Genomic DNA, 13,521 nt, shown 5'->3' with positions numbered 1-13,521 from the left:
GGCCCCGAACGGAGTTCTCTTCGGGGCCACGGATGACAATAAAAGCCAGAGGGAATCTATATGGCCGAAACCGGTTTCTTTAATCTCGCGCTCGTTGCGACACTTATTTTCGGCTATCTCCTGGGCTCCATTCCTTTCGGGCTGATCCTGACCCGACTGGCGGGGCTTGGCGATGTGCGTTCCATCGGCTCCGGAAATATCGGCGCGACCAATGTGTTGCGTACCGGCAATAAGAAGCTCGCCGCCGCAACACTTATTCTCGATGCGCTGAAGGGCACCTTTGCGGTGTTGATCGCATGGCGCTATGGGGAGGCAGCCGCGATTGCCGCTGGTTTCGGTGCGTTTATCGGCCATCTCTTTCCGGTGTGGATCGGCTTCAAGGGCGGCAAGGGCGTTGCCACCTATCTCGGCATTCTGATCAGCCTGGCATGGCCCGGCGCATTGATCTTCGCCGCTGTCTGGATCGTGACCGCGATCGTCACGCGCTATTCGTCGCTGTCCGCCCTTATTGCCAGCGTCATCGTGCCGATCAGCCTTTATTTCAAAGGCGACCATGCAATTGCGGGCCTGTTCGCTGTGCTGACAGTGATCATCTTCTTCAAGCATCACGCCAATATAAAGCGGCTTTTGAACGGCACCGAAAGCCGGATTGGAGCCAAGGGGTGATGGAGGGCGCGAATTCAAAAACCGGAATTCGCCTCTCAGATCGCCAGAGATTGAACTGGCTGCGCCTTATTCGCACCGACAATATCGGTGCGGTTACTTTTCGCGACCTTATCCTGTTTTGCGGCTCTGCCGCCAACGCGCTGGAACGGCTGCCCGATCTCAATATTCGGGGCGGCAGCACCAGACCGCTTCGCATTACGCCGATGGAAGATGCCGAGCGAGAGCTGGAGGCAATTGAGCGCCATGGAGCGCGCCTCGTCGGCATGGGGGAACCGGATTATCCGCAGCAACTAAAAAACTGCGAAGCGCCGCCGCCTTTGGTGATCATCAAGGGCAGCGAAAACGTGTTCCGGAAACCGCCTGTTGCCATTGTCGGCTCGCGCAATGCTTCCGTTGTGGGTGCGCGCTTTACTGAAAAGCTGGCGCGTGATCTGGGCGATGCAGGCTTTGCCGTGATTTCGGGTCTCGCGCGCGGCATCGATGCCGCAGCACACAAGGCCAGCATGACAAGCGGCACGGTCGCCGTGCTGGCTGGAGGGCTGGATCGCCCCTACCCTCCTGAAAATCTGCCGCTCTATCGGGCAATCCCCCAGCATGACGGCGCTTTGATAACCGAAATGCCCATGGGCGCGGAACCGCGATCCCGCGATTTTCCGCGCCGTAATCGCATCATTGCTGGGCTTTCGCTCGGCCTCATTGTCGTGGAAGCCGCGGAACGCTCCGGTTCGCTGATCAGCGCCCGCATGGCTGGTGAAATGGGCCGCACGGTTTTTGCCGTGCCCGGCTCACCGCTCGACCCACGCGCCCGCGGCACCAATGCGCTCCTGAAACAAGGCGCAACACTAGTGACAGGCGTTGCCGACGTCATTGAGGCGCTCAATCCGATCTTGCGACCGCAAGACCTTTTTGGCACGGAAACTCCACAGGCCGCCGGTCTCCATCAACTCGAAGAACCTCTGGATGAACTGCCAGCACTTATGACGGATGAGGAGCGTTACCGTATCGTCGACGTTCTCGGTCCAAGCCCTGTCGATATTGACAGCCTTGTCCGCCACACCGGCATCGGCGCCAGTCAGGTCCAGCTTATTCTGCTGGAACTCGATCTGGCAGGACGCCTCGTGCGCTATCCGGGCAACCAGATCGCCCTTCTCCCCGAAAGATGATCTATAACACGTTCGATGGACTTAGAGCCTGAATCAAAAAGGCGGCATGTGTGTGCGAAAATGGTGATTTTCGAGTACCGGAGCGGAGCGTACTATTGGTACGTGAGCACCGGAATGCAGAAAATTGCCATTTGCAGCCACATAGGGCGACTTTTGGAACAGGCTCTTAATGATTTCTCTTCCCTTCAATCAGATCCTTCGCCTCTTCCGAAGCCATTTGAATCATGTAAGCCAATAAGGCGTTGTCTGTCTTCTTTGCCAGTTTCCCCAACTCGCCCAGCATCTGTTCTATATATATGAGTGTTTCAGGATTATCCTCACGACGTTGCTTCATGCTGCCCCCAACAAATAAGCAAGTAGCTTTATTAGAAAATCACCATGCAAATTATGAACGCTCCGACCATATTTGGCTGCAAATCTACCAAAAGTTACATATCTAGCAATCACTATTTATAGTTGTATTTGGCGATTTTTTGTCTCCTGCTCTTGACCAAACGCCGCCCTCTGTTCATGTGGAAGGCAACTATTGTGACGCGGTTGGGAGGCAAAACGCCTCTGCGGGGCGCGAATCTGGGCTGTTTTAAATGAACGTCGTGGTTGTCGAATCGCCTGCGAAGGCGAAAACTATCAATAAGTATCTGGGCTCGAACTATAAGGTTCTGGCGTCGTTTGGTCACGTGCGAGACTTGCCAGCCAAGGATGGCTCGGTGCGGCCTGACGAAGATTTTGCCATGTCGTGGGAAGTGGATGGCAATTCATCCAAGCGGCTGTCAGATATCGTCAAGGCGCTGAAAGACAGCGACGGCCTCATTCTCGCAACCGATCCGGATCGCGAAGGTGAAGCCATTTCCTGGCACGTGCTGGAAGTGCTCAATCAGAAAAAGGCACTGAAGGGCAAGACGGTCAAGCGCGTGGCGTTCAACGCCATCACCAAGAAGGCCGTTCTCGACGCCATCGCCAATCCGCGCGATATCGACGAGCCCCTGGTCGATGCCTATCTTGCGCGCCGTGCCCTCGACTATCTCTTCGGTTTCACGCTCTCGCCGGTTCTGTGGCGCAAGCTGCCGGGCGCCCGTTCGGCTGGCCGCGTGCAATCGGTGGCACTGCGCCTCGTCGCCGACCGCGAGTCGGAAATCGAGCGGTTCATTCGCGAAGAATACTGGAATATTGCCGCTCTTTTGAAGACGCCGCGCAATGACAGCTTTACGGCCCGCCTGACGGCCGTGGACGGCAAGAAGCTCGGCAAGCTCGACATCAAGAATGGCGAACAGGCAACCGGCATCCGCACCATGCTGGAAGGTGCAAGCTTCAAGGCCATTTCGGTCGAAGCCAAGCCGACCAAGCGCAATCCGGGACCACCTTTCACGACCTCGACCTTGCAGCAGGCCGCTTCCGGCCAGCTCGGTTTCTCGGCATCGCGCACCATGCAGGTGGCGCAGCGCCTTTATGAAGGCGTGGATATTGGTGGCGAGACTGCCGGTCTCATCACCTATATGCGTACCGACGGTGTGCAGATGGCGCCGGAAGCGATCACCGCTGCGCGTCAGGCTATTGGCGAGACATTCGGTGCGAAATATGTGCCCGAAAAGCCGCGCTATTATTCCAGCAAGGCGAAGAACGCGCAGGAAGCGCACGAAGCCATTCGTCCGACTGACTTTTCGCGGCACCCGAAGGAAGTGCGCCGTTATCTCGATGAAGATCAGGCGCGGCTTTATGAGCTGATCTGGAAGCGCGCGATCGCCAGCCAGATGCAGGCCGCCGATATCGAGCGCACCACGGCGGATATTGAAGCCGTCAATGGTTCGCGTTCGGCGATGCTGCGCGCCAATGGCTCGGTGACAAAGTTCGACGGCTTCCTTGCAGCCTATATGGATCATCGCGAGGAAGAGGATGACGACGAAGACAGTGCAAAGCTGCCGGAAATCCGTTCCGGCGAAGCGCTGGCACGCGAGAAGATCGATGCCACCCAGCACTCGACCGAACCGCCGCCGCGTTATTCGGAAGCCTCGCTGATCAAGAAGATGGAAGAACTGGGCATCGGCCGTCCTTCGACCTATGCGGCCACGCTCGCCACCCTGCGCGACCGCGAATATATCAGCATGGACAAACGCAAGCTGATACCGGAGCCGAAGGGCCGTCTGGTCACGGCTTTCCTTGAAAGCTTCTTCGACCGCTATGTCGAATATGACTTCACGGCGAGCCTTGAAGAAAAGCTCGATCTTATTTCCGACGGCAAGCTGTCGTGGAAAGACGTGCTGCGTGATTTCTGGCGCGATTTCTCCGGCTCTGTCGATGACATCAAGGAACTGCGCGTTACCAATGTTCTCGATGCGCTGAATGAAGAACTGGCTCCGCTGGCTTTCCCTGCCCGCGAAGACGGCAGCGATCCGCGGTCGTGCCCGACCTGCGGCACCGGCACCTTGTCGCTGAAACTCGGCAAGTATGGCGCTTTTGTTGGTTGCTCCAACTATCCGGAGTGCAAATTTCCCCGTCAGCTCGGCGGCGAAGCCAATGGCGAGGCCGCAGCAGCTGACGAGCCGAAGTCGCTCGGCAAAGATCCGTTCACGGGTGAGGAAATCACCGCGCGGACCGGTCGTTTCGGTCCCTATATCCAGCGCGGCGAAGGCAAGGAAGCCAAGCGCGCCAGTCTGCCAAAGGGCTGGACGCTGGAGACCGTGGACCACGAAAAGGCTGTGGCCTTGCTGTCGCTCCCGCGTGATGTCGGACAGCACCCGGAAACCGGCAAGATGATTTCGGCGGGTATCGGTCGTTATGGGCCTTATGTCAGCCATGACGGCACATTCGCCAATCTGGAAAATGCCGAGGAAGTCTTCTCGGTTGGTCTCAATCGCGCCGTTTCGGTGCTTGCGGACAAGCAGTCCAAGGGCGGTCGCGGTCGTTCTACCCCGGCAGCACTGGCAACGCTTGGTGATCATCCGGATGGTGGTTCCATCACCGTACGTGACGGACGCTATGGTCCTTATGTGAACTGGGGTAAGGTCAATGCGACTTTGCCGAAGGGCAAGGACCCGGCCGGTGTTACGCTGGAAGAAGCGCTGGCGCTGATCACCGAAAAGGCTGGCTCGACCAAGGGCAAGAAAGCCCCGGCCCGCAAATCCGCGGCCAGCACGGAAAAGAAAGCCGCAGCCAAGAAGCCGGCAGCAAAGAAAGCTCCCGCAAAGGCAAAAGCCCCATCCAAGGCTAAGAAGGCCGCAGCGGCAGAGGAGTAACAATTGGCACGTCGTTTTCCCAAACCCGATTCCGGTCGATCCGCACGGAGCGAACGGCGTGCAGCACAGGCGAAATCGGAGGCGCATCCGGGTGATCCGCATGCCTTTCTGCCAACGCGTGAGGAAGTCCTCAAGTATATCGAGGAAAATCCTGATCGCGCTGGAAAGCGCGAGCTTGCCAAGGCATTCAACATCAAGGGCGACGCACGGGTCTATCTGAAAGACCTGTTGCGCGAGCTGGCCGAGGAGGGCCTTGTCGAAAAGCGCGCGCGCAAGCTTTCACGTCCCGGCTCGCTGCCAAGCGTCACCGTACTGGATGTAACGGGACGCGACGAGGATGGCGGGCTGCTTGCCCGTCCAGCCGAATGGGACGAAGCGGCCTATGGCAAGCCCCCTGTGGTGCTGGTGCGCCGTACACGGCTCAACAAGGCATCCGAAGGCGGCCCTGCTGTCGGTGTCGGCGACCGGGTTCTCGCAAAGATTTTCCGCAATGAAGACCGCGACGGCCCGGATTATACCGCCCGCGTGATGAAGCGGCTGGAACACCGCAGCGACGCAGTTCTGGGTGTTGTACGCAAGCTCGACAATGGCGAATGGCGGCTGGAGCCTGTGGATCGCAAGCAGGCCGAAGTGCAGCTTGACCCCGCTCAACTGGAAAACGCCGGAAGCGGCGATCTGGTGGAAGTCGAGTTGATCTCGTCGCGCCGTCAGGGATTGCCGCGCGGCAAGGTTCGGCAGGTGGTGGGTTCCATCGATAGCGAAAAGGCGCTGTCGATGATCGCTATCCATGAACATGAAATCCCGCATGTTTTCCCGGATGAAGTGATCCGCGAATCCGAAGACGCCAAACCCGCCACGATGGACGGTCGGGAAGACTGGCGCGATATACCGCTTCTCACCATCGATCCCGCGGACGCCAAGGATCACGACGACGCCGTCTATGCGGAGCCGGATAGCGACCCGGAAAACCCCGGCGGCCAGATTGTCATCGTGGCGATTGCAGACGTGGCGGCTTATATTCGCCCCGGTTCGGCGCTGGATCGCGAAGCCTTGAAGCGTGGCAACTCGGTCTACTTCCCGGATCGCGTTGTGCCGATGCTGCCGGAGCGCATATCGAACAATCTCTGTTCGCTGCGCGAGTTGGAAGACCGCCCGGCCTTGGCTGTGCGGATGGTCTTTGCCGCTGACGGCAGAAAGAAATCGCACAAGTTCCACCGCATCATGATGCGCTCTGCCGCCAAACTTGCCTATGGACAAGCTCAAGCTGCCATCGACGGCGCGACGGACGACAAGACAGCGCCTATCCTCAATAGCGTATTGAAGCCACTTTGGGCTGCTTATGCGGTGTTGAAGCGCGGTCGCGATGCACGCGAGCCGCTGGAACTCGATCTGCCTGAAAAGAAAATCCTGCTGACGCCGGATGGCAAGGTGGACAAGGTGATCGTGCCGGAGCGTCTCGACGCCCACAAGCTCATCGAAGAATTCATGATTCAGGCCAATGTCGCAGCAGCTGAAACGCTGGAAGGACATCGCCAGCCGCTGATCTTCCGCGTGCACGATGAGCCTGCTTTGGCCAAGCAGGAAAGCCTGCGCGAATTCCTGCGCACGCTTGACCTCAACCTCGCCAAGGGCGGGCCGCTGCAGCCATCGCAGTTCAACCGTATTCTGTCGGCGGTCGAAGACACCGATCATCAGGAACTGGTCAATCAGGTCGTGCTGCGCACGCAAAGCCAGGCTATTTACAGCCCCGAAAATATCGGACATTTCGGGCTGCATCTGCGCCGCTACGCGCATTTCACCTCGCCGATCCGCCGTTATGCCGATCTGATCGTGCATCGTGCGCTGATCAAGGCGCTCGGGCTTGGCAAGGATGGCATCACCACAGACGAGGAAGCGCGCCTTGAGGAAATCTCCGCGCTGATCTCCTCCACCGAGCGCCGCGCCATGCTGGCCGAGCGCGAAACCGTGGACCGGTTGATCGCCCATTTCCTCGCTTCGCATCTCGGTAACGAGTATGAGGGCCGCGTGACCGGTGTTACCCGGGCCGGTCTTTTCGTGAACCTTGCGACATATGGCGCGGATGGGCTGGTGCCCATTTCAACTTTGGGTCATGAATACTATTTATATGACGAAGCCAACCATGCGATTGCCGGAGAACGAAGCGGAAAAGGCTTCCGCCTCGGTGATACGGTCACGGTCAGGCTGGTCGAGGCGCTCCCCGTTGCGGGCGCGCTTCGTTTTGAGATGGTATCGGAACCGCATCCCCTGCCGATGTCGACGCGCTCGCATCACAAGGCAACCCGGACGATGCGCGGACGAAAGGGCAAGCCCTCGGGCATCCCGCGTCACAAGAAGAGAGGTCGGTAATGAGCACGCTTGAGGCCAATTCCGCGCAGAACATTCAGGTTTTCGGTGGCGAAGCCAGCAGTAAAGCGCACCCCAAGCGTCCGCTTGGCGAAGCCATGTGGCGCGGTTTCCGCTGCCGCTGTCCGCATTGCGGTGAAGGCCGGCTTTTCCGCGCCTTTGTCAAGCCGGTCGCCAAGTGCTCCGTATGCGCTGAGGATTATACCGAACAGCGCGCCGACGATCTTCCGGCCTATCTGACGATCCTGATTGTCGGGCATATCGTTGTCGGCGCGTTCATGGGCGTCGAAGCCACGACCAATCTGCCGCTTTGGGCGCATATGGCGATCTGGGGGCCGCTGACGATCATTTTGTCGCTCATGCTGTTGCAGCCCCTCAAAGGGGCGACCATAGGACTGCAATGGGCGCTTTACATGCATGGTTTCGGGGGCAAAGGCGAAGGCGACTACGGCGACGTGACCTGATCCGGCTATCATGACCGAGACAGTTTCCACTCCCCTGGCTGAGCCAAAGAAAAAGGTGCTGCGTCCCCGCGACGCGGCCTCGCTGCTTTTGATTGACCGCTCGACAGACAGGCCGCGTGTGCTGATGGGCAAACGCCATCACAGCCTCGCCTTCATGCCGGGAAAATTCGTGTTTCCGGGCGGTCGCGCCGATTCGATTGACGGCGCGATTGCAGCCGCCAGCGAACTCAGTCAGGACGATACGCGTAAACTCCTGCATGGCATGGGATCCCGTCCGTCGATGCGCCGCGCCCGCGCGCTTGGCCTATGCGCCATCCGCGAGACCTTCGAGGAAACCGGGCTGCGCGTGGCGCATCCGGTCGGCGGCGATTCTTCGGCTGAACCAACTCTTCCGGCCAATCATCAGGACTGGCGCGCTTTCCTCGGTGAGGGCGCGCTGCCCGCACTGTCGAGCCTGCGCTATTTCGCCCGTGCCGTAACCCCGCCGGAACATGTGCGCCGATTCGATACCCGTTTTTTCATTGCGTTTTGCGACAGTCTGCCGGATTTTGATAAACAAAAACTCGCACCAAGTGGCGAGCTCGAGAACCTCGACTGGATGCCCATCGACGAAGTGAGCAAGCTTGATGTTGCTCGCATAACCGAAGTCATCTTGAAGGAAGCGCAAAGCCTTCTGGCTGAAACACGCCTTGATCTGCCTGCCGCCCTTCCGGTGGTGCAATACCGTAAGCGGCACGGCCGCTTTGTCCGTGAAGTGATCTGATGAATAAAGAAATTCCAGCAACCGACCGTGCTTCTGCGAAAACGAGCGCGGCAGGTGCAAAAGATGCTCTTTCGCAGGAAGGCCAGATGCACTGGCGTTCGCTTGCAGCAGCCATTGCGACTATCAGTGCAGTGGGCGCAGCCATAGGGCTGGGCATTCCGCTTTTGAGCGTGCTGCTGGAAGCCCGTGGTCATTCCGCAAGTCTTATCGGCGCCAATACGGCGGTTGCAGGGCTCGCCTCCATTGCTGCAGCGCCCCTCGCCGCCCCAATTGCCGCAAGGCTCGGCGTGGTCAGAGCCATCTTCCTGATGCTCATCATCGGCGGCATTGCCTTTCTCGGTTTTCATTTTTTCCAGCCGCTCTGGGCGTGGTTCGCGCTGCGCATCGTGCTGCATTTCGCGCTGACGGTGCTGTTTGTCCTGTCCGAGTATTGGATCAATGCCTCAGCACCGCCGGAAAAACGCGGGTTGGTGCTTGGCATCTATTCCACATCGCTTTCGCTCGGTTTCGCGCTGGGGCCATGGCTTTTCTCAAAGATCGGCAGCGCAGGCGGCCTGCCGTTTTTCGTGGGATTCGCCATCATCATGATAGCGCTCATTCCGGTGCTGATCGCCTGGCGTGACAGCCCGGATTTCGAGGAAGGCGAACATGTTCCCTTTCTGCCGTTCATTTTCGCGGTACCGACCGCGACCATGGCCGTCTTCGTCTTTGGCGCTGTGGAAACAGGCGGCTTTGCGCTTTTCCCGGTCTTTGGCGCGCGGATCGGCTATCCAGAGGCGGACGCAGCCCTATTGCTGACGATGATCGGCCTCGGCAATGTGCTACTGCAAATTCCACTTGGCATCATCAGCGACAAGATTCCCGACCGGCGCAAACTTCTACTGTTTTGCGCCGTCACCGGCTTGATCGGCATGATCGCGCTGCCCTATCTGATGCAGCACTGGTATCTGATGGCGGGGGTCCTGTTCCTGTGGGGCGGCGTGGTGGCTGGGCTCTACACGGTCGGTCTTGCACATCTGGGCTCAGAACTCACAGGCCGCGAACTGGCCTCGGCCAATGCCGCCTTCGTGTTCTGCTATGCAATTGGCATGCTGGCGGGTCCGCAGGCCGTCGGTGTCGGCATGGATGCTTTCGGCCCGGCAGGTTTTTCGTGGACGCTTGGGGTATTTTTTGCCGCATATGCAATCTTTGCAGCAGGAAGACTGCTTTTCAGAAAGAAGCGGACTTGACTTTTCGGCCCCAATCCGTAGTTATGCGGCGAATTTCCGCTGCCGGGTGAATTGCCGGAATCGCTGGCGGTTACCATCCATAGAGTATGACCCCGGAGAATGGGGATCCGTTAAGCGGGTCCGGTTTCCGAAAAGGTGATGCTCCGGCAAAGTTAAAGAGCAGGTATTTCGATATGGCCAAGGCTACGACGATCAAGATCAAGCTTTTGTCGACCGCTGACACCGGCTTCTTCTACGTTACGAAGAAGAACAGCCGCACGATGACGGAAAAGATGACAAAGACCAAGTACGACCCGATTGCGCGCAAGCACGTCGAGTTCAAGGAAACGAAGATCAAGTAATTCGTTTCCCGCGTTGCCTTTGCGGTAACCGGAATCAAAAAGCCGTCTCTCGCGAGACGGCTTTTTGTTTTTGATCTGCTGTTTATCAAAACGCTTAGAGCGGTTCCGGTTAAAACGGAATCGTGGAACCGCTCTATCTATTTGTTTTCACGCATTATCCGACGCAAAACCGCTACGCACTTTTGCTGAAAATGCTCTAGGCGGCAGAAGCGACTACACGATTCCGCCCATTCTTCTTGGCTAGATAAAGCGCGGCATCGGTTCTGTCGAACAGCGCTTCGACACTGTCGCCGATCAGGCGCAAGCCAGCCAGACCGACACTGATCGTCATATTGACCTTGTGACGCCCGCCAGAGACCGAGAACGGTACAGCCTCCACAGAGGTGCGGATGCGCTCTGCAACGGCTGCTCCGGCCTGCAAATCCGTATCCGGCAGCACGACGATGAACTCCTCGCCGCCATAGCGACACATCAGGTCCATGCCGCGGATATTCTTGCGCAGCCGCGAGGCGAATTCACGCAGAACATCATCCCCCGCATCGTGTCCATATTGATCGTTGACGCGTTTGAAATAATCGAAGTCGATCATGACGACCGTCAGGGGGCGTTCCCGGCCTGTTGCACGGCTATACAGCACCGGCATATGCGTATCGAGATAGCGGCGATTGTGCAGGCCCGTAAGGTCGTCCGTAACGGCCATGGTGATGGAGCGGTTCAGGCTCTGTCGCAGCAGATCGTTGTAGCACTTGCGCTTGATCTGTGTGCGCAGCCGCGCAAAAAGCTCCAGCTTTTCCAGCGGGCGCATCAGATAGTCGTTGACGCCCAGCTCCAACGCGCGAACGACAAGCGCGCCCTCATCTTCGCGTACGATCAGAATGATCGGCACCAGTCGTGTGCGTTCGATGGTGCGCAGCTGCGAGCAAAGGCGCAGCGGGTCGTAATAGGTGAAGGCCGCCGAAACGACGATGCTGTCATAATCCGCCTCGATGGCTTTGATCAGAGCGCTATTGGCGTCGGTGGCGATATCGACGCGGTAGGTTTCGCTCAAAATCACCCGCAGCCGCGCTGCTGCGGTTTCATCTTCGTCCACGATGAGAATACGTGCGGCGTCCTGCTGTTTCGGACCAAAACCGGAAACTTTGGCTGACAGCAGCGCCTCAACCTCGGCGTCGGCCACGCTATTGCTACGCTGGAACAGTTCGTCCGACACCAGCTTCAGCCGGGCGAGGCTTTTCACGCGCGACATCAGATGGAGATCGTTGACAGGCTTGGAAAGAAAGTCGTCCGCGCCCGCCTCCAATCCGCGAATCTTGTCTTCCGGGCGGTCAAGCGAGGTCACCATAACGACAGGAATGTTGGAGGTGCGCGGGTCGTCCTTCAGCTTGCGGCAAACTTCGAAGCCATCCATGCCCGGCATGAGAACATCGAGCAGGACAACGTCAATCTGCCCGCCCAGGCAGATTTCGAAGGCATCCGACCCGTTATAGGCGCTGACAACTTCGTAATATTCGGCGAGAAGTCGCGCTTCCAGAAGCTTAACATTGGAAGCCACATCATCGACGACGAGAATTCTGGCAGTCATGATCCCCCTCGCCTGGTCGAGCCTAAGCGTCGCCCAGATAAGACTTTATCGTTTCTATAAATCTTGGAACAGAAATAGGCTTCGAAATATAGGCTTCACATCCGCCCTGCCGGATGCGCTCCTCGTCGCCCTTCATAGCAAAAGCCGTGACGGCGATTACGGGGATGTGGCGCAGTTCTTCATCGTCTTTCAGCCATTTCGTCACTTCCAGACCTGAGACTTCCGGAAGCTGAATATCCATGAGAATGAGATCTGGCCGGTGTTCGCGGGCGAGATCAAGTGCCTCAAGACCGTTTCGTGTCCGAATCGTTTCGTATCCGCTGGCTTCGATAAGATCGCGAAACAACTTCATATTCAATTCGTTGTCTTCGACGATCATTACGCTTTTCGTCATCGAAACTTCCCTGGGGCAACTCCCCGGCCCGAAAATTCATTCACCTACTGGCATTGGCTGACACCAAACAGTGAGCGCTCCGACATTCCCCTCGGCGCGCTCTTTGATTTAACCTCATTTCATTGACGAAAGGCAAATAATTCCGTTGTCCCTACAAGGACCTGCATCTTATATGAAAACAATTGGAAGCCCACGCGGCGACTGCATGGATCAGCTGAAATGGGGGGTGACGATGAAAACGCTTATGAACGAAACAGAAGCGCAGGGTCTCGCCATCGAAGCTTTGGCATGGCTCGCGCAGGACAAGGATTTACTCCCGCGCTTTCTGGCGCTGACGGGCATCGAAGCTTCGTCCATCCGTCAGGCTGCGCGTGAGCCGGGTTTTCTCGCGGGCGTGCTGCAGTTTTTCTTAAGCCACGAGCCGACGCTGATGCGCTTTTGCGAAGAAACCGGACGTGATCCGGCAATCATCCAGAAAGCGGCGTCCTTCTTGCCCGGCGGTGCAGGCCAGCATTTGCAAAGCGGCGCCGACTGATTCGAGCGACACCGCCGTTTTTTAGTTCCAATCAGGCTGCGGTCGGCCCAGTGACGACCTCTTCCGCTGCGGAAACATTGATAACGTTCAACTCATGCGCCCGACCGTCGCGCGCGGTCCACGAGATCGACTGGCCGGGCGCAAGGCCGATCAATGCCGTGCCAATCGGGGTTAGAATCGAAACCTTGCCCTGAGCAATGTCCGCCTCGCCTGGATAAACAAGCGTCACGCGGCGTTCCTGTCCGTCGTTGGAACGAAATTCGACAACAGAGCCCATATGCACCACATTTTGCGGCAGGCGCTTGGCAGGCACGACCTTGGCGCGGTCAAGCTCTGCCATCAGCTCGTCGGCAATTTCCTCGTGCTGCTCGGCAACGCTGTTGGCCAGCCCCATCAGGCGCTCGTAATCGATTTCGCTGACGACGATATTGGGCTTCTTGCGATTCTTGACGCTCATGGCGATAGCTCACTGTTATAAAGATAAATATCTCCGAGCATCTTGGCTCGAAGCGGATTATTGGGATGTTTTCATGAAAGCGCTTATCGAGTTCGCTTGAGGCAAGCGACGAACCATCCCCCGGAGTCCTTCTGCGCAAGGCAGGACTCGAGGGCCTTTATCCCGCGATCGGTTGAACCCGATGGAGTATGGTGGCGAAATGGTTGTTCATAGCACTAAACTTGGTGATATCGCCGCCAATGTCAAGAGCATGACGGCTGGGCGCGGCTCCGCCAGTGGCGCAGCGCGAGATTGGTGATATACAAAGCGTGTTCCTTTTATGTTCGTCTGAGC

At 57.8% G+C, this 13,521-nt stretch carries 13 protein-coding genes; 9 read left to right on the top strand and 4 right to left on the bottom strand.

Going from position 1 to position 13,521, the window contains the following annotated elements:
- The first annotated feature begins 60 nt into the window (after nt 1-60).
- Both plsY and dprA read left to right on the top strand, forming a co-directional pair.
- Complete coding sequence (plsY, locus tag JAU75_RS21815) at nt 61-666, top strand: glycerol-3-phosphate 1-O-acyltransferase PlsY (RefSeq protein ID WP_199058591.1); 606 nt, start codon at nt 61-63, stop codon at nt 664-666.
- Complete coding sequence (dprA, locus tag JAU75_RS21810) at nt 663-1,829, top strand: DNA-processing protein DprA (RefSeq protein WP_199058590.1); 1,167 nt, start codon at nt 663-665, stop codon at nt 1,827-1,829. The genes plsY and dprA overlap by 4 nt, the downstream gene beginning before the upstream one ends.
- 166 nt (nt 1,830-1,995) lie before the next feature.
- On the opposite strand, the gene JAU75_RS21805 is transcribed toward dprA, so the two are convergent.
- The gene (locus JAU75_RS21805) at nt 1,996-2,163 is read right to left on the bottom strand and encodes a hypothetical protein (RefSeq protein WP_199058589.1); all 168 of its coding nucleotides are present in this window, start codon (nt 2,161-2,163) and stop codon (nt 1,996-1,998) included.
- Nucleotides 2,164-2,413: 250 nt separating this feature from the next.
- Here JAU75_RS21805 and topA point away from each other — a divergent pair, with 250 nt between their 5' ends.
- The 6 genes from topA to rpmG all read left to right on the top strand — a co-directional run bounded on the left by topA (nt 2,414) and on the right by rpmG (nt 10,220).
- Nucleotides 2,414-5,059, top strand: a complete 2,646-nt coding sequence (gene topA, locus JAU75_RS21800) for a type I DNA topoisomerase (protein ID WP_199058588.1) — start codon at nt 2,414-2,416, stop codon at nt 5,057-5,059.
- Nucleotides 5,060-5,062: 3 nt separating this feature from the next.
- Nucleotides 5,063-7,426, top strand: coding sequence for a ribonuclease R (gene rnr / locus JAU75_RS21795; RefSeq protein WP_199058587.1), 2,364 nt, complete (start codon nt 5,063-5,065; stop codon nt 7,424-7,426).
- On the top strand, nt 7,426-7,887 hold the full coding sequence (locus JAU75_RS21790; protein WP_199058586.1) for a DUF983 domain-containing protein: 462 nt from the start codon (nt 7,426-7,428) through the stop codon (nt 7,885-7,887). Before rnr ends, JAU75_RS21790 begins: the two co-directional genes overlap by 1 nt.
- A 10-nt stretch (nt 7,888-7,897) precedes the next feature.
- Entirely contained in the window at nt 7,898-8,650 is a 753-nt protein-coding gene (locus JAU75_RS21785) for an NUDIX hydrolase (protein WP_199058585.1), read from the top strand.
- Between the two features lie 86 nt (nt 8,651-8,736).
- Nucleotides 8,737-9,879: an MFS transporter gene (locus JAU75_RS21780; protein WP_199058619.1), complete on the top strand. Its 1,143-nt coding sequence runs from the start codon at nt 8,737-8,739 to the stop codon at nt 9,877-9,879.
- Nucleotides 9,880-10,052: 173 nt separating this feature from the next.
- Nucleotides 10,053-10,220 carry a 50S ribosomal protein L33 gene (rpmG, locus tag JAU75_RS21775; protein ID WP_002966024.1) on the top strand — a complete coding sequence of 56 codons (168 nt, stop codon included), beginning with the start codon at nt 10,053-10,055 and terminating at the stop codon, nt 10,218-10,220.
- A gap of 196 nt (nt 10,221-10,416) precedes the next feature.
- On the opposite strand, the gene JAU75_RS21770 is transcribed toward rpmG, so the two are convergent.
- Entirely contained in the window at nt 10,417-11,802 is a 1,386-nt protein-coding gene (locus JAU75_RS21770; RefSeq protein ID WP_199058584.1) for a PleD family two-component system response regulator, read from the bottom strand.
- Between the two features lie 22 nt (nt 11,803-11,824).
- Nucleotides 11,825-12,196 carry a response regulator gene (locus tag JAU75_RS21765; protein WP_007878616.1) on the bottom strand — a complete coding sequence of 124 codons (372 nt, stop codon included), beginning with the start codon at nt 12,194-12,196 and terminating at the stop codon, nt 11,825-11,827.
- A 232-nt stretch (nt 12,197-12,428) separates the two neighbouring features.
- Between JAU75_RS21765 and JAU75_RS21760 the strand changes: the two genes are divergently transcribed.
- Nucleotides 12,429-12,731, top strand: coding sequence for a DUF3572 domain-containing protein (locus JAU75_RS21760; protein ID WP_109367336.1), 303 nt, complete (start codon nt 12,429-12,431; stop codon nt 12,729-12,731).
- Between the two features lie 31 nt (nt 12,732-12,762).
- Here the strand turns inward: JAU75_RS21760 and rnk are convergent, their stop codons facing one another.
- A complete protein-coding gene (rnk, locus tag JAU75_RS21755) occupies nt 12,763-13,188 on the bottom strand; it encodes a nucleoside diphosphate kinase regulator (RefSeq protein WP_199058583.1) in 426 nt (141 codons plus the stop codon).
- Nucleotides 13,189-13,521: the final 333 nt, after the last annotated feature.

The organism is Ochrobactrum sp. Q0168 (genome assembly GCF_016427605.1).
Classification (GTDB): Bacteria; Pseudomonadota; Alphaproteobacteria; order Rhizobiales; family Rhizobiaceae; genus Brucella.
This window is presented reverse-complemented; position numbering and strand designations above follow the sequence as displayed.